This is a genomic window from Brevibacterium sp. OS20 (genome assembly GCF_056837565.1).
This window is the reverse complement of the sequence record NZ_CM166367.1, coordinates 2,121,605-2,139,267: the sequence shown is the minus strand read 5'-3', so window position 1 is coordinate 2,139,267 and position 17,663 is coordinate 2,121,605. Positions and strand designations below refer to the sequence as shown.

Annotated in this window: 18 protein-coding genes and 1 pseudogene; 11 read left to right on the top strand and 8 right to left on the bottom strand. The window is 65.4% G+C overall.

Features of this window, described 5'->3' with window-relative positions:
• Positions 1–35: 35 nt before the first annotated feature.
• Positions 36–245 carry a heavy-metal-associated domain-containing protein gene (locus ACVZTU_RS09615; RefSeq protein ID WP_482400284.1) on the bottom strand — a complete coding sequence of 70 codons (210 nt, stop codon included), beginning with the start codon at positions 243–245 and terminating at the stop codon, positions 36–38.
• 148 nt (positions 246–393) lie between these two features.
• On the opposite strand from ACVZTU_RS09615, the gene ACVZTU_RS09610 reads away from it, so the two are divergent.
• Entirely contained in the window at positions 394–822 is a 429-nt protein-coding gene (locus ACVZTU_RS09610) for a DUF6153 family protein (protein WP_482400283.1), read from the top strand.
• A 202-nt stretch (positions 823–1,024) separates the two neighbouring features.
• Positions 1,025–2,548 carry a multicopper oxidase family protein gene (locus ACVZTU_RS09605; protein ID WP_482400282.1) on the top strand — a complete coding sequence of 508 codons (1,524 nt, stop codon included), beginning with the start codon at positions 1,025–1,027 and terminating at the stop codon, positions 2,546–2,548.
• A gap of 323 nt (positions 2,549–2,871) precedes the next feature.
• On the opposite strand, the gene ACVZTU_RS09600 is transcribed toward ACVZTU_RS09605, so the two are convergent.
• On the bottom strand, positions 2,872–4,437 hold the full coding sequence (locus ACVZTU_RS09600; RefSeq protein ID WP_482400281.1) for an MFS transporter: 1,566 nt from the start codon (positions 4,435–4,437) through the stop codon (positions 2,872–2,874).
• Positions 4,438–4,602: 165 nt separating this feature from the next.
• On the opposite strand from ACVZTU_RS09600, the gene ACVZTU_RS09595 reads away from it, so the two are divergent.
• The 3 genes from ACVZTU_RS09595 (at position 4,603) to ACVZTU_RS09585 (ending at position 7,710) form a co-directional block, all read left to right on the top strand.
• Positions 4,603–5,235, top strand: coding sequence for a TetR/AcrR family transcriptional regulator (locus ACVZTU_RS09595; RefSeq protein WP_482400280.1), 633 nt, complete (start codon positions 4,603–4,605; stop codon positions 5,233–5,235).
• A gap of 202 nt (positions 5,236–5,437) precedes the next feature.
• On the top strand, positions 5,438–5,833 hold the full coding sequence (locus ACVZTU_RS09590; RefSeq protein WP_482400279.1) for an ArsR/SmtB family transcription factor: 396 nt from the start codon (positions 5,438–5,440) through the stop codon (positions 5,831–5,833).
• On the top strand, positions 5,830–7,710 hold the full coding sequence (locus ACVZTU_RS09585) for a heavy metal translocating P-type ATPase (protein WP_482400278.1): 1,881 nt from the start codon (positions 5,830–5,832) through the stop codon (positions 7,708–7,710). The genes ACVZTU_RS09590 and ACVZTU_RS09585 overlap by 4 nt, the downstream gene beginning before the upstream one ends.
• A 540-nt stretch (positions 7,711–8,250) precedes the next feature.
• On the opposite strand, the gene ACVZTU_RS09580 is transcribed toward ACVZTU_RS09585, so the two are convergent.
• Both ACVZTU_RS09580 and ACVZTU_RS09575 read right to left on the bottom strand, forming a co-directional pair.
• Entirely contained in the window at positions 8,251–9,270 is a 1,020-nt protein-coding gene (locus tag ACVZTU_RS09580) for a PIN domain-containing protein (RefSeq protein ID WP_482400277.1), read from the bottom strand.
• On the bottom strand, positions 9,267–9,668 hold the full coding sequence (locus ACVZTU_RS09575; protein ID WP_482400276.1) for an excisionase family DNA-binding protein: 402 nt from the start codon (positions 9,666–9,668) through the stop codon (positions 9,267–9,269). The genes ACVZTU_RS09580 and ACVZTU_RS09575 overlap by 4 nt, the downstream gene beginning before the upstream one ends.
• Positions 9,669–9,939: 271 nt before the next feature.
• Here ACVZTU_RS09575 and ACVZTU_RS09570 point away from each other — a divergent pair, with 271 nt between their 5' ends.
• The 4 genes and pseudogenes from ACVZTU_RS09570 (at position 9,940) to ACVZTU_RS09555 (ending at position 12,454) form a co-directional block, all read left to right on the top strand.
• Positions 9,940–10,395 carry a GNAT family N-acetyltransferase gene (locus ACVZTU_RS09570; protein WP_482400275.1) on the top strand — a complete coding sequence of 152 codons (456 nt, stop codon included), beginning with the start codon at positions 9,940–9,942 and terminating at the stop codon, positions 10,393–10,395.
• A gap of 53 nt (positions 10,396–10,448) precedes the next feature.
• Positions 10,449–10,865: pseudogene (locus ACVZTU_RS09565) on the top strand (TrmH family RNA methyltransferase); the annotation flags it as partial.
• Positions 10,866–10,898: 33 nt separating this feature from the next.
• The gene (gene rhuM, locus ACVZTU_RS09560) at positions 10,899–11,474 is read left to right on the top strand and encodes a RhuM family protein (protein ID WP_482400274.1); all 576 of its coding nucleotides are present in this window, start codon (positions 10,899–10,901) and stop codon (positions 11,472–11,474) included.
• A 209-nt stretch (positions 11,475–11,683) separates the two neighbouring features.
• Positions 11,684–12,454, top strand: a complete 771-nt coding sequence (locus ACVZTU_RS09555) for a phosphatase (RefSeq protein WP_482400273.1) — start codon at positions 11,684–11,686, stop codon at positions 12,452–12,454.
• Positions 12,455–12,517: 63 nt separating this feature from the next.
• On the opposite strand, the gene ACVZTU_RS09550 is transcribed toward ACVZTU_RS09555, so the two are convergent.
• A complete protein-coding gene (locus ACVZTU_RS09550; protein WP_482400272.1) occupies positions 12,518–13,069 on the bottom strand; it encodes a YbaK/EbsC family protein in 552 nt (183 codons plus the stop codon).
• Between the two features lie 177 nt (positions 13,070–13,246).
• Between ACVZTU_RS09550 and ACVZTU_RS09545 the strand changes: the two genes are divergently transcribed.
• The gene (locus ACVZTU_RS09545) at positions 13,247–13,501 is read left to right on the top strand and encodes a type B 50S ribosomal protein L31 (protein WP_009375892.1); all 255 of its coding nucleotides are present in this window, start codon (positions 13,247–13,249) and stop codon (positions 13,499–13,501) included.
• 118 nt (positions 13,502–13,619) lie between these two features.
• Here ACVZTU_RS09545 and ACVZTU_RS09540 read toward each other — a convergent pair whose 3' ends face one another.
• The 3 genes from ACVZTU_RS09540 to ACVZTU_RS09530 are packed head-to-tail and all read right to left on the bottom strand — an operon-like array spanning position 13,620 to position 15,652.
• Positions 13,620–14,444 (bottom strand): PfkB family carbohydrate kinase, encoded by an 825-nt coding sequence (locus tag ACVZTU_RS09540; RefSeq protein ID WP_167196378.1) that lies wholly within the window; start codon positions 14,442–14,444, stop codon positions 13,620–13,622.
• A gap of 45 nt (positions 14,445–14,489) precedes the next feature.
• Positions 14,490–14,954, bottom strand: coding sequence for a tRNA (cytidine(34)-2'-O)-methyltransferase (locus ACVZTU_RS09535; RefSeq protein WP_482400271.1), 465 nt, complete (start codon positions 14,952–14,954; stop codon positions 14,490–14,492).
• A gap of 20 nt (positions 14,955–14,974) precedes the next feature.
• Positions 14,975–15,652 carry a class I SAM-dependent methyltransferase gene (locus tag ACVZTU_RS09530; RefSeq protein ID WP_482400270.1) on the bottom strand — a complete coding sequence of 226 codons (678 nt, stop codon included), beginning with the start codon at positions 15,650–15,652 and terminating at the stop codon, positions 14,975–14,977.
• A gap of 257 nt (positions 15,653–15,909) precedes the next feature.
• On the opposite strand from ACVZTU_RS09530, the gene ACVZTU_RS09525 reads away from it, so the two are divergent.
• Positions 15,910–17,649, top strand: a complete 1,740-nt coding sequence (locus tag ACVZTU_RS09525) for an HNH endonuclease signature motif containing protein (protein WP_482400269.1) — start codon at positions 15,910–15,912, stop codon at positions 17,647–17,649.
• The last annotated feature ends 14 nt before the right edge of the window (positions 17,650–17,663 follow it).

Genomic DNA, 17,663 nt, shown 5'->3' with positions numbered 1-17,663 from the left:
AGCGCCGTGGGCCGCGAGGCTGGCTGGGGCCTTCATCAGACGCGCACGGCCGAATAGCCGGCCTCGTCGACGGCAGCCAGGACCTCTGCATCGTCGATCTCGCCGGAGGTGGTGACCACGAGCCTGCCCGTCTCGGCGCTGACCTCGATGCCGGTGACACCGGCGATCTCGCCGACCTCCTCGCGGACCGACGCCTCGCAGTGCCCGCAGGTCATGCCCGTCACTTGGTACTCGTTGGCAGTCATCGGATAACCCTCTCTAATCGGGTACCCCCAGTGGGTACCCTTTTAGGAACCGTATACCCACACAGGGTATTCCCGCAAGGTCGGCCGGGCTCGCTTCAGAATGTGTCCAGCGCTTCAATCTGATACACCACCGGGGTATGCTGTGGCTGTGAAGAGCGCGAACTGTGAACCCTGCCGCGGTCGGCGTTGGCTGCAGCTCGTCGTCCTCACGGCACTGCTGATCGTGGGTCTCCTCGGCATGCACGCGCTTGTCGGCGGGCCGGCAGCGGTGACGACCTCCATGGCGTCGTCGGCTCACGCGTCCTCGCAGCCGACCGGAACGATTACCACCGCCTCAATGTCGAGCATGTCCGGAACGCATGGGGCGCTGCACGGTTCCGGCGGCTGCGCAGACGCCATGAACAGCGGCGACTCTACCTGTGTCTCCGCGCCCACGGCCGAGAGCATTCCAGCCCTTCCCGTTCCGTCCGTCTCGGATGTCCTCACGCCCGTCTCTGCACCCCTGCCGACGCCGCCGTCCGAGACGCCTCGCAGATTCGCGCTGACGCATTTGGAGCTGTCGATCCACCGAACGTGAGCAGAAGAGCGCCGACTGTGCGCTCCTCAGTCAGCCACCTTGGCGGGTCCACGACCCTGCCGTGCCTGCCACGACGCCGGGCTTCACAACGATGGCCCGCTTCTGGGCCCACGTTGCCCTGCGCCTCCGATCATCCGTGATCGTCGAGCGCACAAGCGCGATGCCGTGGCTCCGCTCACCCCGACACACAAGGACATCACCCATGCATTCCACCCTGAACCGTCGACAGTTCCTGTCCGTCAGCGCAATGACTCTCACCGCCGCCGGCCTCGCCGGATGCAGCACCGCTGGCAACAAGACCCCTTCATTCGTGAGACCCAGCAGCACCGCGGTCAGCGGTGCCGAGGCGAAGCGCCGCAGCACCGGTACCGTCGTGCAGCGCGCGCTGACCGCCGAGCCGGTCACCCTCGACCTCGGCGGGAAGACCGCGAAGACCTGGGCCTACAGGGGAGCCTCGGCGACCAAACCGCTGCGCGGCAACGTCGGCGACACCCTGAAAGTCGCCTTCACCAACGATCTCCCTGAGCCGACCAGCGTCCACTGGCACGGACTGGCGCTGCGCAACGACATGGACGGCGTACCGAGCCTCACCCAGGATGCCGTGAAGCCCGGCGGGTCGTTTGACTACGAGTTCACACTGCCCGAATCAGGCACGTTCTGGTTCCATCCCCACGTCGGCACGCAGCAAGACCGTGGCCTGTACGCGCCGCTGATCATCGATGACCCGAACGAGAAAGGCGACTACGACAAAGAATGGGTCATCGTCCTCGACGACTGGCTCGACGGCATCACCGCGACACCAGACGAAGTGATGACGGAGCTCGGCCAGGGAATGATGGACCACGACAGCGGGGGACACGGGGACATGGACATGGGCCCGATGCGAATGGGCAACACCCTCATGGGCGCGACCTCACCTCTTCTCGGCGGCGACGCAGGCGACGTCTACTACCCCCTCTACCTGATCAACGGCAAACCCGCCAACGACCCACAGACCTTCGCCGCCAAGCCCGGAGAGCGGATCAGGCTGAGGATCATCAATGCCGCCGGCGACACCGCTTTCCGCTTCGGCGTCACCGAGCACGAGATGACGATCACACACTCCGACGGATTCCCCGTCAAACCCTTCACGGCAGAAAGCGCCGTCCTCGGGATGGGGGAGCGATACGACGCAGTCGTCACTGCCGGCGACGGCGCATTCGCAGTCATCGCCGAAGCCCTAGGAAAGCAGAACCAGGCCCTTGCTGTTCTGCGCACGGGTTCGGGAAGCGCGCCTGCGAAGGACGTGAAGCTGCCCCAGCAGAAGAGCCCGGCGACCGCGGACAGCCTCAAAGCCGCGAGTTCTGTCGCTCTGCCGAAGCGCGCCGTCGACCGCACTCTCAGCCTCGAGTTGACCGGTGGCATGGAGAAGTACGACTGGGCGATCAATGGCAAGCGCATGAACATGGACAAGCCCATGCGCGATGCCCTCGGTATCGTCGAAGGGGAGCGGGTTGCCCTCGAGTTCAAGAACTCGACTGAGATGTGGCATCCGATGCACCTGCACGGACACACCTACCAGCATTCCGGGGGAGGGCCGCGCAAGGACACCTCGATCGTTGTACCCGGTACAACGTTGCGGGTCGAATTCGATGCTGACAATCCCGGACGGTGGCTCTCGCATTGCCACAACGTCTACCACGGGGAAGCCGGGATGATGACGACGATCGCCTACCAGGTGAACTGAGACATCCGGGCCGCGCACCTCTTCGGGTGCGTGGCCGGCGACTCAGTTGTGCGGACATGGCGTCTGCGCTGCTCGGGAGAAACGATCCGATGCCTCCGGCGCGGCGCATGGGAGCAGAAAGTGCAGCACACGCCGGATCGTCGGTGAGTGTCCGACGGTGTCGATAGAAGTATTGATCATCGTCATCACACTCCTTCGGCGTGGTTCAGGCACCCCATTTCGCGGGACGGACCTGCCGTATCCTCGGTGTACGGGTGGCGGTTGTAGGCGCTTCGTGTCCGGCAGAGACGTTCGCCCCACCGGACACGAAGCGCAGGGGTGCATCAGGGCTCCTGAGCGGGCTCCTTCTCGGCGTCGTCGTGGGCCTGCCCGGTGGGGCGGATGTGGCGCAGCCTGACGGCGGCGATGACAGCGGCGACGGCGGCGATGGCCGCGGAGGTGATCCCGGCGGCGTTGAGTCCGCCGGTGAACGCCTGCTCGGCCGCAGTCGTCAGTGCCTCGCCGAGGTCGCCGGGCAGTTGTCCGGCGGCAGCGATGGCACCGTCGATACCAGTCTCGGCCGCGGCCGCCGCCTCCGGTGGCAGTCCATTCGGCAAGGAGTCGCTGAGCTGGCTGCGGTAGGCTGCGATCCCGACGCTGCCGATGACCGCGACACCCAGGGAGATGCCCAGATCGTTGACGGTCGTCGCGAGCCCGGACGCACCGCCGGTCTTCTCCGGCGGGACCGAACTCACCACCAGGTCCGTGGTCAGCGCCATGGACGGCGCGACCCCGGGGTAGGTGACGACGAAGCTCGCGATCACCAGCGCAAGACCGGTACCGGCATCGAGCTGAGCGAACAGGACGTAGCCGACGACCTGGGTGAGCAACCCGACGGCGATCACGTTCCCTGGCCGGAATCTGCGGGCGAGCATGGGCGAGAGGGTCGAGACCACGATGAGGACCGCCGCGGCGGGCAGAATCGACAGCCCAGCCTGCATGGGCGAAAGCCCCTGGACCTGCTGCAGGTACTGGGTGAACAGCGAGTACACCCCGCCCAGCGCCGCGGCCGAGAGCAGGAACACCGCAAGTGCCCCGCTGACGGTGCGATTGGCGAACAGGCGCACGTCCAGTAGTGGCTGCTGCGCACGCAGCTGCCGAATCACGAACCACATCCCGACCAGTGCTCCGGCGATCAACAGGCCGATTGACGGACCGGCCGGCTCCTGGGCCGCGAGGCGTTTGACACCGTAGATGATGGCCAGCAGCGACGCGACCAGGAGCAGTGCGCTGAACAGATCGATCTTCGCACTCGGATCCTTGTGCTCGGGCAGCAGAAGCGGCGCGCCGATGGCCACCAGTGCCATCACGGGCACCGCGACGAGGAACGTCGCCTGCCAGCCGAAGGCTTCGAGCAGCAGCCCGGACAGAAGAGGTCCAAGGGCGACGCCGGCGGAGATCCCGCCGGCCCACACACCGATCGCGACACCCCGAGCCTTCGGGTCGGCGAAGAGCACGAAGATCAGTCCCAGCGTGGACGGAAGCATCATGGCTCCTCCCACGCCGAGGACGGCGCGCCAGGCGATCATCAGCTCGGGACTGGTCGTCAACGCTGCAGCGATGGACACGATCCCGAAGAGAACCGCGCCGATCACCATGAGCAGCCGCTTGCCTATCCGATCGCCGAGAACGCCCATAGCGACCAAGAATCCGGCCATGACGAACCCGTAGATGTCGAGGATCCACAGCAGTTGTGCGCTCGTCGGGTTCAGGTCGGCAGCCATGTTCGGGGCCGCCAGGAACAGGATCGTCAGCATCATGAACAGCAGGGTCGACGGAATCACGAGGACCGCGAGCCCCCACCACTGCTTCGGCCCGGTCCTGGGTGCGGGTGCATTCGTCTCAGACATGGCGCACCCCCTTGTTCTGCATCGTCGTTCTCATGGCTGCATTGGTCCTTTCGTTCTCGACAGGGGTGTCACGGGCGAGGTGCCCTTAACCGAAGTCAATCATCGGTGTACGACATCCAACCGCTATACTAGCTCGTATATTCCCGTACGAGTTAGAGGTGGAGCATGCCGAACGGTAAGGGTGCGACCGGCGCTGGTGGACAGCAGCCGGTGCGTCGAGGAAAGACGGCCAACCAGCGGGCCGACGCCCAGCGCAACCGGGCGAAGATCCTCGCGGCGACGCCGGACGCGCTCCGGAAGGATCCCGATGCCTCCGTCGCAGACATCGCCGCCGAGGCGGGCGTCGGCCGGATGACCCTCTACGGGCACTTCAAAACCCGGGCCGAGCTCATCGATGCAACCCTCGTCGACGGCCTGGAAGGGGCGGAGGCCGTCCTGGCCGACGTGCCCCTCGACGGTGATCCAGGCGAGGCGTTCGAAGCCCTGATCACCTCGAGCTGGATGCTCTTGGAGCGCATCCGCGCCGTGCTCGTGGTGGCTCAGCGCGAACTGCAGCCGGCCCGCATCCGCGAGATGCATGAGAAGGCCGAAGCCCGGTTGAGGAGCCTTCTCGAGCGCGGCCAGCGCGAAGGGGACTTCCGTGCGGACCTGCCGGTCGGCTGGCTGCTCGCGGTCACCCACCTCACGATGAACGCCGCAGCCGAGGAGGTCACAGCCGGTCGACTCGACCGTGATGACGCGGCTCGCGTCATCGTCGCCACTCTGCACTCTGCCTTCGCTGCCAACGATCGCGTCTGACTCGCCGGAGCGACGGTTAGGGCGACTCGTCGTCCTCGCAAAGTGATGTTCGGGGCCGGTGTCGTGGCCGTCGTCGTAGACAAGCCTGCCTGGCCCCGGGGTGTCCGCCCCGCCAGCAGCCCACGTCCTCCTGAATTGACCTTGCGGCCACCTGGGTTGCTGCGGAGTTGCTGACTGGAAAGAGCAACCTTAGAATCTTAGTATGAGTGAAGATGCGAAGAACTGCACGTTCAACCCGGACAGCCAGTACGCCGACTTCGCCGCCGAGGTGTTTACACTGCTCTCCGACGCGACTCGGGTGCGGATTGTCCTGGCGCTGCGCGAGTCGGAGAAGTCGGTGAGCGAGCTGGCCGAAGAGGTGGGCAAGTCGCCGACGGTGGTCTCCCAGCACCTGGCGAAGCTGCGGTGGGGCAAGATCGTCGCCGCCCGCCAAGAGGCCAATCGCGCGTTCTACAGCCTGATCGACGAGCATGCCCGCGAGCTCGTCGCGCACGCGGTGTTCCAGGCCCAGCACGTCGTCAACTCCGCCCCGGCCCATCACATGGCGACCGACGGGACCATGACCGCCGACACTGATTCGCAGGAGGCCGGGCGTTGATCGGCAAGACCGAACTCGAGGCGGTCGACGCGCCAGCCGCGGGACCGTCGGGTGCGAGCTTGTGGCGGCGCATCGACCGGGCCGACCTGGCCCGGACGCTGTTCGTGGCCGCCTGCGCTGTCGCGGTCGCCCTCGGGTTGACCTGGCCATGGCCGGCGGTCCCGATCGTGGCGGTGGTCGGGATCGTGGTGGGCTGCTGGCCGATCGCCCGGGAGGCGTTCGAGGACGTCCGGCACCGGCGGATGAGCATGGAGGCCTCCATGCTCATCGCCATTGTCGCGGCGGCCGCGATCGGGGAGTGGACCACCTCTCTGGTGATCACCGCGTTCGTCCTCGCCGCGGAGATCCTCGAGGACCTCTCCATGGACCGCGGACGAGATGCCCTGACCGATCTGATGTCGTTCCTGCCCGAGACCGTGCAGGTCCGCCGGAACGATGGCACCGTCGAGGTGTCCCTGGCCGAGGTGGCCGAGGGGGACACCGTCGTGGTCGTCCCGGGCGGCCGGATCCCGGTCGACGGCACCGTGATCGCGGGGCAGTCGACGGCGGACCAGTCGCGGATCACCGGCGAGCCGCTGCCGGTCGACGTCACGGTCGGCGACGAGGTCTTCGCCGGGTCGATCAACCAGGTCGGCGCGGTCGAGGTGCGGGCCGAGCGTGTCGGCACCGATTCCTCCTACGGCCGGATCATTGCCGCGGTCAAGGAGGCGGAGTCGAGCGAGCCGCCGGTGCAGCGCCTGGCCGACCGGCTGGCCGCCTGGCTGGTCTACATCGCTCTCGCCGGCGCGGCGATCACCTTCCTGGTCACCCGTGACCTCACCTCGACGATCTCGGTCGTCGTCGCTGGTGCCTGCGGCATCGCCGCCGGCACGCCGCTGGCCGTGCTGGCTGCGATCGCGCGGATCGCCCGGTCCGGGGCCTTCGTCAAGTCCGGCGCGCACCTCGAGGCGCTCTCGACGGTGGACACGGTGGTCTTTGACAAGACCGGGACGCTGACCACCGGAGAGCCCGCCGTCGTCGACGTCAGGACCGCCGACGGCATCGACCCGGCCGGCCTGCTGGTCCTGGCCGCCGCGGCAGAGGCGTACTCCGAACACCCGCTCGGCCAGGCCGTCGTCGACCACGCTCGCGCACAGGGCCTCCCGGTCGGCCCGTGCGACGATTTCGTCTACCTGCCCGGCCGGGGAGTCACCGCCAAGGTCGCCGGCAAGGCCGTCGCCGCTGGCAACCGCGCCCTGGTCCCCGACGCCCCGGAGGCGGTCGACGGTCAGGGCACCGCCACCGCCGTCCACGTCGGCATCGACGGCAGCTATGCGGGCACGGTACTGCTGGCCGACACCCTCCGCGAGAGCGCGCAGGCCGCCGTGGCCGAGCTGCGCCACCGTGGCCTGCGGACGATGATGATCACCGGCGACCAGGAGGCGACCGCCCAGGCCGTCGCCGCTGAGCTGGGTATCGACGACGTGCGGGCCGGGCTGCTGCCGGACGAGAAGCTCGCCGCGATCGACGCCGAGCGAGCCGCCGGCCGCAGGCTCGCGATGGTCGGCGACGGCGTCAACGACGCCCCGGCACTGGCCCGCGCCCAGGTTGGCGTCGCCATGGGCTCGGGCACCGACATCGCCCGGGAGTCCTCCGACGTCGTGCTCATCAGCTCCGACCTCGACGACCTCGTCAACACTGTGCACGTCGCCCGCCGTGCCCGCCGGATCGTGATGTTCAACTTCGCCGGCACCGTCGCCGTCGACCTCGTCGGCATGACCCTGGCCGCCGTCGGGCTGCTCTCGCCGGTGCTGGCGGCGTTCATCCACGTCGGCAGCGAGACCGCGTTCATCCTCAACTCCGCCAGGCTGATTCCGGGACGGGCGCGACGTCGATAAGACCGCGCGGTCAGGGGCCTTCTCCACCGCCCCATGCGGCCTGCAGCGGTGCGTCTCGTGAACATCTTCTGAACGAGACGGAACTTGGTCCCGGCTCTTGGCTGGAGATCGAAGTTTGAAACAGTGTCCCCCGAGTTGCGTCGTCTGGGAACGACATGACGAAACACTTGATGATGCCGAAGGGTAGTCGAGCAGAGTCTTTCCTGCTCCTGAACCTTCTCGATTCCGCTGGCTCCGACCCCCAAGCCTGGGTCTCATGCACTTGTGGCGACCGCAGCGTTTCCCCTTGTCGCTGGAGGTAACATCACAGCCTCATGCATTACCAGGTCCTTCACCGTGCACCGTGTCACCGCCCTTAAGTGTGAATGTGACGCTGACGTCGTAAACGAGGAGAATCTGGCTCTCGACGGCTGCCCATTGACGGCGAAAGTGGGCTCGGACGGGCCGAAGGTCATCCCAGAACTGCGAAAGACCGACAATCGTCGGTCGGCGACGTTTAGCGTTTCGTGCACGAGCCCGACGACAGCGCCATCCCCTGATCTATGCGTCGCCGACGATGTCCTTGGCGGCCATGAGCGCCGGGCCGAGACCCCACACCCGCCACGTACCGTCGTCGAGCCTGACCAGCGTGAGGAATGTGACTGTCGTCGCGTAGGCGGCGAACGCCTGCGCTGTGGCGGCAACCTCGGGGATGAAGCGCATGAACGCGATCCGGTCCGGTTCATCGACGGCGTGGATCACTCTCGACGCGAGCGACTTGTCGGCGAGCATGTCGATGGCCCACTGGTGGTCGCCCCACGCGCGGGGTGCGAACGTGAGCCCGCGCGCCACATCGGGTTCTGCAGCGAGCACGGTCCACCACCGGAGCGCGACCTGCGCGGGGTCGGTCAGGTCTCCGGTCTCGCCGAACGCGGCCACAGCCACCTCCTGGTCGGCGCTCACGAGCGCGGTGATCGGCGAGGTTGGCTCGTCGGGACTCTCGGCGCGGGAGCGGACCTGGTCGGCGGCCAGGTTGGCGAAGATCGGCACCGTCGCGGTCAGCGAGGCGAGGAACTCAGTGGCAGTCTGCGCCGGATTTCTCAGGTCGGCGCTGCCCCGGCTCAGGGCCTCGACGACCCCGATGGGGTCGTCGGCGAGCAGGCCGGTCAGGAACATGTCCGGATGGAGGGCATCAACCTGCCAGCCGCTCGTCGAATCCGGCGGGAAGTCCTTGAGGTTGAACGTCACGAGCGTGTCGGCTTCAGCACGCACGGCGGCCGCGAGCACGTGGCAGTCCTTCGGGTCACAGGTCATGTCCGCGATCAGGTGATCGAAATCGTCGATGAGCGCGGATCCCCCGAAAGCCTCACGCATCGTGCGCACGCGGTGGGCAGCCTTCTCCTCGCTGATGCCGAGCTTCGGGAGGTTGCGCTGCACCTCATCAAGGATACGGTCCGACCAGAGCAACTCAAAGATTCCTGCTTCGGATAGCCACAGCAATGTTGTCGCCAGTCTGATCGGCACCAACGCGCACGCGTCAAGGACGGCGACTCGGATGCTCCCCGCTGCAGCGTCGCTCACCGGGTCTCGATCACCCGGTCGGCGGGCGTGTCCTCGGTGACGTCACCAGCGAGCTCGGCCATCGCCGAGCGCCTCCGTGTCCGAGTCTCTGCCTGGTAACGGGCCAGCTCTGCCACCGGGATCCGCCGGTGCACGGCGCTGGTCTCCGCTCGCATCTCGCCACGGTCGACCAACCGCACCACGGTCATTCGACTGACGCCGAGCAACGCGGCCGCCTGGCTCGTGGAGATCGTCGCCTCGGCCGGAAACACGACCGCGTCGTCGCTGGCCTCGAGCACGTCGACCAGCCGAGCGAACGCCGCACGGGCGCTGTCCGTGATCTCCGGCGCGGCGCGTAGCGCCTCGTCCACCGCATCGCGCAACTGCGATGCCTTGTCATGCGTGATTGCTCCAGCCATGTCCCCATTCTACGCCATCAAACGCTCAAAACGCACAGGGACAATGTTCCCGCGCGATCTCGGTTGCGAGCATCGAGCCCGCAGTCGGCGAGGCGGTCCATCAGCGCGTGCAGCGGCATGGGCGACTTGTCTTAGCGCAGTGTTCCGCATGGTCGCAGCGGGTGGAACACGCGGAGCAGGTCATCGCTGCTCATCCTGGCTTGGGCAGAGAATATTCGGGGAGTGCGCTTCATCGGTGGTTCGCGAACCACCAGCCTGCGAGGATAGTGGTATGCAGGAGGAACAAGCTATTGAAATCCGCGCGTCATATGGTCCCGGCGAGTATCCGGCGCTCGTTGAAATTTGGCGCAGCGCCGTGCGCGCGTCGCACGACTTCCTCGAAGAGTCTGACTTCGATCGGATCGAGAGCAATCTTGCATCGGCATATTTTCCTGCCGTGAGTCTGATCGTCGCCGAACGAGCCGGAGAGCCGATCGGCTTCGCCGGAATCGCTGAAGGAAATCTTGAAATGCTTTTCGTGACGGACGAGGCCCGAGGAGAGGGTATCGGGACAAAGCTGCTCAATCAGGCTATCGCCGAATTCGATGTGACCAGAGTCGACGTGAATGAACAGAATCCCGGAGCCTGCGGATTTTACCTCAGTCGAGGATTCGCGCAGGTGGGGCGCGATGAGCTCGATGGGGATGGGCGACCGTATCCGACCCTCCATCTGGAACTCAGCGAGTAGCGGTGAATGCCCCAGGTGCCTCCATCGGTAGAGTGCATAGTTTAAAACACCCGACCAACGTCGGTGCGATCTTCCGCTCCGCCGCTGCGTTCGGCGCCGATGCCGTGCTCGTGACCCCGCGCTGCGCCGATCCGCTCTATCGCCGCTCGATCCGTGTGTCGATGGGCACGGTCTTCCAAGTGCCGTGGACGCGCATCGAGACCTGGCCCGGCGGGATCGCCGAGCTCCAGGAGGTCGGATTCCATGTCGCGGCTCTGGCACTCGACGATGATTCGGTGAGCCTGCGCGAGTTCGCCGCTACCGCACCCGACCGCACCGCGGTCGTCTTCGGCACCGAAGGAGACGGGCTGAAGAGATCGACGATCGCCGCCTGCGATTCGACCGTGATGATCCCCATGAGCGGGGGAGTGGACTCCCTCAACGTCGCAGCCGCCTCAGCGGTCACCTGCTTCGCCCTGCAGGAGGGGTGAGGCTGAGTCAGTGCCTCAGGCTACGGTGTCATCATGAACGAGTCAGTGGAAGTCTTTCGAACTGAAGATGGCGGAGTCCGCTTGGATGTCCGCACTGCACGGGGTTCTGTGTGGCTGACACGAAAACAGCTGGCTGAGCTGTTCGGGCGGGATATCAAGACTATCGGCAAGCACATCGCGAATGCCCAACGCGAAGAGCTGGCGGGCCTTCCAGTTGTCGCAAAATTTGCGACAACTGCCTCGGACGGCAAGACCTACCAGGTCGAACACTACGACCTCGAGCTGGTGCTCTCAGTCGGATACTGGGTGAAATCGGCCGAGGGAGTTCGCTTGCGGAAATGGGCTAACGACGTTCTCCGGCGATATGCGATCGATGGCGCCGCGCTCAATGAACGGAGGCTGTCTGAGAACGGCACGATCGTGTCCGTACTGGCCCGGGCGAATGACGAACTGGTGTCGGGAGTGGCCGATGTGCTTTCGACCTATGTGCCGAGCTTTTCACTTCTGCGCGACTTCGATGAGGGCAGCATCATTGCGTCTCCGAATACTGCGCTGGACTGGTCGCTGACGTTGGAAGGTGCGCGCGACATCATCCGACGTGTGGCATAGAGGTTTCCCAACGATCAACTCTTCGGAAATGAGCACGGTGACGGCCGCGACGGACATCAGCGCATCGCTAACAATGCTCTGGCAGCCATCACTCTGCTGGTCGCTATGAGCGATCCCACCGAGAAGGATCTGATGATTGCTCTCATCATTCGTATGATCGTCCCGGAGACATATTGACCAGAACCACTGTCGAGAGCGAGCGAATGCCGATGAACCGCAGCACTCTAGCCCATGCCCTTGAAGCCGGACGGATCACCGGGGAGGTCGCCACTCCCAGGGAGAACAACCTCTCCCACATCCACCGCTTCCTCGACCAGGAACGCCAGTTCGACTTCGGCGTCGAACTCACCCGCGGCTGGGACTATGACTCGGTGTTCGCGCTCATGGTCGAACGCTGCGGACTGCGACCGGATCCCGACTTCGTCGAAGGGGTGGACACGATCTCCACCGACGCCTGCATCGACGCACTGGAGAGACTCGCCGAGGCAGTCGGTGAAGTCACCCGGGCAGGTGGCCGGATCCTCTTCGCCACCGGTCACCCCGCCGGACTGCTGCCCATGCACATGGCCATCGCCCGGGCCGCGAAGTCCGCCGGCGCGGTCATCGACGTCCGCGATCACTTCATCCCGGTCCCGGAGATCGGGGGCGACGTCCGGCAGATCGACAACGTATGGACCTGGCATCTCCACGGCGGCAGTCCGCACACCCACCTGGCCGAGCCCATGCACGCTCTGCTCGACGATGTCGCCGCCCGCGGCGGATCGGCTCCCGACCTCGTCGTGGCCGACCACGGGTGGGCCGGAGCCGCCGCGAGCAGGGGACTGCGGACCATCGGCTACGCCGACTGCAACGATCCGGCCCTCTTCGTCGCCGAGGCGCAGGGACAGATCGAGGCGACCATCCCACTCGATGACGACGTCGTGCCCAACCTCTACGCCCCGCTCATCGACTTCGTCATCGAACGAGCGGGACTGAACTGACGGTGGGCAACTGGCAGGCCGGTGGGGCTGGACGGACAGCTGGTGTTTGACTGAGCGACACGGTCACTCGATGTCGTTGGCCAGGTCCTCGAACACCTCGGCGCCGGGCAGGGACGCCAGCGTTGAACCGGAGAGAAGCAGCTTGGAGCCGCGGATACCGGAACCGATGATGAGCTCGTCGGCAGCGGCGACGCGGGAATCGATGAGCACCCGATAGTTCTCCGGCAGACCGATCGGACCGATCCCGCCGTACTCCATCCCGGACTCGCTGACGGCGCGCTCGAGCGGGAGGAACGACGCCTTGCGGACGTCGAGGAGCTTCTTGACTCGTTTGTTGACATCGGCGCGCGTGTTCGCGAGCACCATGCATGCGGCGATGCGTTCTTCACCGCCTCGCGAACCGGCGACGAGGACGCAGTTCGCCGAGGTGGCCGGCGGCAGATCCGTGGCCCCGAGGAGAGCAGCGGTGTCGGCGATCTGCGGATCGATGGCGAAGACGTCGACATCGCCGGTGACCGTCGGCAGAGCGGCGGCCGTCGATTCGGCCATGAGCTCCGGAGCGGTGGCGGCGGGTTGGAGAGTGAACTGAGTGGACAGGCGTTCCTTCGTGGTCATGGCCACAGTGTAGGATATCCGTGTCGAATCGCTTTGCTGACGACCATCAGTTAGAATTGACTGTCGCTCCGTGTCCGGTTCCTACGGTTCGGAGCGTGTCCAGCAGACGAATTCGGGCACTGGCAGATGGGTCGGACCCATATCAGGCGCCTGAAAGAATTCAGCAGAGGTAAGAAAATGAAGAAGGACATCCACCCGGAATACGCGCCGATCGTGTTCAACGATCTGGCTTCCGGCACCAAGTTCCTCACCCGCTCCACCGCTAAGAGCGACAAGACCATCGAGTGGGAAGACGGCAACACCTACCCCGTGATCGACGTCGAGATCTCGTCCGCTTCGCACCCGTTCTACACGGGCAAGCAGCGCATCCTCGACTCCGCCGGCCGCGTGGAGAAGTTCAAGGACCGCTACAAGGGCTTCGGCAAGCGCTGATCTCTGGCGTTCCCAACAGCTTCATACAGATTGCCCCGTACACCGAATGGTGTGCGGGGCAATCTGCTGTCTGCGGACTGGCTGCGTCCCCGCGGGGACGCAGCTACGGCAGCAGTGATCAGTCGACGGTGACCGAGACCTCGGGGGAGGGACTCACCCGAGCCGCCGGATGGTAGAGCGAGGCGACGCCGGTGGCGTTGTCGAGGCAGTTCGCGATTCCGTGAGCGACCTTCTCCTTCGCGGAGACGACCGCGTCCTTGATGTCCAGACCGGTGGCGATGCCCGCCGCGATCGAGGAAGCGAAGGAGCAGCCTGCGCCGTTGACGAGCTTGTTGTTGACCTTGCGCGAACGCAGAGTCGTCACGTTCTCACCATCGAAGAGGATGTCGATGGCATCGTCTCCGGCGAGACGGGCTCCGCCCTTGACGACGACGTTCTTCGCACCCTGCCCGTGGATGATCTTCGCGGCCTCGACCATGCCTTCGACGGAGTCGATGGGGCCGACCCCGGCCAGGGTCGCGGCCTCTTCGAGGTTCGGGGTGACGACGGTGGCCAGAGGTACGAGGTTCTCGACGAAGAGATCCTTGAGGTCGACCATGGTGCCTGCGCCCTTGCACACGAGCACAGGGTCGAAGACGTACGGCAGATCGTTGGTCTTCAGCTTCTCGGCGAGGACCAGAGCCGAATCGACGGAGCCGAGCATTCCGGACTTGATGGCGGAGAACTCGTGCACGGCCATCGTCGATTCGAGCTGACGGGTGACGACCTCTGGTTCGATGAACTCGAGGACGTGGGCGAATCCGTCATTGGGGTCGAAGGTGACGATGCAGGTGACGGCGGCAGTGCCGAAGGCACCGTATTCGTCGAACATCTTCAGGTCGGCTTCGAGTCCGGCTCCTCCGGATACGTCGGATCCGGCGACGGTGAGCACCTTTGCGGTCATTGTGGTCCTTTCAGGTAAAGCGTTCGCGAAGAAGTCTACGCGGGTTCAGGCCCCTGCGTAGCCGTGCTGACGCCAGGCTTCGTAGATGGCGATGGATGCCGAATTCGCCAGGTTGAGCGAACGACGGGCTGGCAGCATCGGGATCCGCACCGCCATGTCCACATGGTCGTCGTTGATGACCTCGTCGGGCAGCCCCGTCGACTCGCGCCCGAAGAGGAGGACGTCGCCGTCTTGGTATTCGACCTCGGCGAAGGAATTGTCCGTGTGCGTGCTGAACGCGATCACCCGACGCTCACCGAGGTGGCTCCACAGTTCGTCGATCGATGGATGGACGGTGACATGGGCGAGGTCGTGATAGTCGAGCCCGGCGCGGCGCAGCTTCGCATCGGAGAGATCGAAGCCGAGGGGCTCGACGAGATGAAGATGGGCCCCGGTGACCGCGGCAAGCCGGATGGCGTTTCCGGTGTTGCCGGGGATCTCGGGAGTATGGAAGACGATGTCGATATTCATATCCCCCTCATCTTCTCACCTCAGAGACTGGCCTTACGCACGAGGAGGTACCCCTGCCCAGTCGTCTCCGGAAAGCGGCCTGCCCGATCGGGTTCGCGTTCGAGACGGGTGGCCGGAACGAAACCATGAGGGGCAAGGGCGGTGAGCACGTCATCGATCGAGCGTCGGTGGAAGTCGAGGTCGACGTCGAAGCCTGCGAGATCGGAGAAGTGATCGACTCGATCGCCGAGCTGAAACGCCAGCTGGAACCAGCCGCCCGGACGAAGGACGCGAGCCGCCTCGGCGAAGACGGTTGAAAGCTCCTCATCGGGGATGTGGATGGTCGAATACCAGGCGACGAGACCGGAGAAGGAATCATCGGCATAGGGCAGTGCGGTCATCGATCCGACGTCGAACGGAAGCGTCGGATAGAGGCCCCGAGCGAGTTCGACCATGGCAGGAGAGAGGTCGAGTCCGCGCGGTCCGAGTCCGAGGGCGGCGAGAAATGTGGTGATGCGGCCCGGACCGCAGCCCATGTCGAGGACCTCGGCTGAACCGGTGCCGAGGACGAGTTCGGAGAAGGCCCCGAGCACTGCGCGATCATGAGGTTTCGCGGTGAGCTCATCGGCGATCCATTCCGTGTAGGTCTGGGCGATCGCGTCATAGGAATCACGCGTCGAGGATTCGTGCGTACTGGTCTCGTGGGCTTCGTCGGTCATGACGTCACCCTACCCGGATGCGCCGTCGCTGACTCATCGTCTGGGCACGTTGTCTGGACACGGCACCGGTGGCCCGGGTCGGGTGTGCGAGTGTCACCATCGGAAACGAAAACGAATCGAATCTATGGAATGAATGATGAGTGGAAAGAGGGATAAGAGGGATTCTCGTGTCAGCGCCGAGTTCTAGAGTGATGGCACGGTCGGCGGTCATGGGGGCTGCGGAGCCGGAGGGCCGGAAGGCCGCGGGGAGGGGAGCCATGCGCAACGAAGAACTGGGCGATTCATGGGATGTGATCGTGGAGAGGGCAAGGCGCCCGAGGGAGGCAGCAGCGCCGGATTCGACCTCGGGGGAGACGGTGCGACCGCGTGCAGCGAAGGCCGCGGAACTCGATGGGCTGAGCGTCGATTCGAAAGACTATGGGGGATCCGCGGACGACGTAGATCTCAGCACCCTCACCTGTGCGCAGATCGTGGATGACATTCGGCGCAACATCTCATGCATCTCGTTCTGCCATGCACGCGTCATCGCCCTCATCGACGAGGTCGAAAGGCGGGGACTGTGGGCGGAATGGGTCGGGGTGAAGACCCTGACCGAGTGGGTGATGCATGTGGCGTCCGTGAGCATGCACACGGCTCGCGAGTATGTGCGTGTGATGAGGGCGCTGCGGGAGATGCCGAAGGTGAAGAAGAGTTTGGCGGGCGGTGATGTCAGCTTCTCAAAGGTGAGGGAGGTGACCCGGCTGGGGGAGCGGATCGGCGACGATGAGGCGCTGCGTCTGGCCACACTTGCCACCGGCAGCCAGATCAGTCGGATCTCGCAGAACTATCAGCAGCTGGCCGACAAGATCGACAACGGCCCGTTCCCGTTGTATCTGGCTCAGGACAGTGTGAGCATGCGTCAGGTGGGGCCAGGGCGCACTCGCATCACGATCGAGCTCGAGGAGGATGAAGCGGCGGAGATCGCCACAATGCTCGACGCTGCCCGTCAGGTTCTCGAGCGCCCTATCGCCGAGGTGGGCGAGACGGCAGAGTCCGGTGCGGAGGATGAAGTCGAAAACAGTGCTGGGGAAGTGCCGTACGAGCCGGTCTCCCAGGTGATGTGCCTGATGGAGGTCATCCGGGCTTTCCCTCGCGCTGCGCCCGCCGGTTCGGTCGATGCCGACCGTGCCCGCCTGCTCGTCCACGCCTCCGCCGAGGTGATCACCCGCAGCGGCGCCACCGTGGAAGCCGCCCCGGCTTTTGAGCCCCCGATGGTGAGCATCCCCGCAAGGGCCGCGACCGAAACCGGTGTCCCCGCGGGGACACCTGCCGGAGGGAAGTCCAGGGCGGACATGCTGACAGGGGCGACGTGCGAGGAAGACGTCCCCGCGGGGACGCAGAAAGAGCGCGCGGACACGACTTGTCGGATCGAGGGATTCGGAGGCATCACTGCAGCGACGGCGGAGCGTCTGAGCTGCGAGGCTCTCATCAGCGGGGTGATCAAGGACTCCGGAGGCGACGTCCTCATGCTCGGGCGGTCGAAGCGTCTGGTGAGCAGGCGGCAGCGACTGGCTCTGAGTGTGCGCGATGTCTGCTGCCAGTTCCCCGGCTGCCGGAGCCGCCGACGATGCGACGCCCACCACATCCGCCCCTGGTCGCAGGGAGGGGCGACGGACATGGACAATCTCATCCTGCTCTGCCGTCGTCACCACACCGTGGTGCACAAGTATCAGCTGCGCATCGAACGCACCGGAGCGGACTTCGCCGGAGCGATGCACGGTCCCGCCGCCTTTGCCTTCTACCTGCCCGACGGCTCTCAGCTGCTTCCTCTGGAAAGTCGAGTGAGGGGACGGATGATGTTCAACACAGCGGTTCGCGTCGCCGAGGTCAAGAAGATCACGAAAGCGGCCGATCCTGGCACCGTCGGTGGCGGTTACGGCTTTGACCTCGGCCTCTGTATCGCATGGATGTTCGAAGCCGAATGGCGACACGCCCGGGAGAAGAATGCGGCTGCCTGAATCTTGCCAATTTA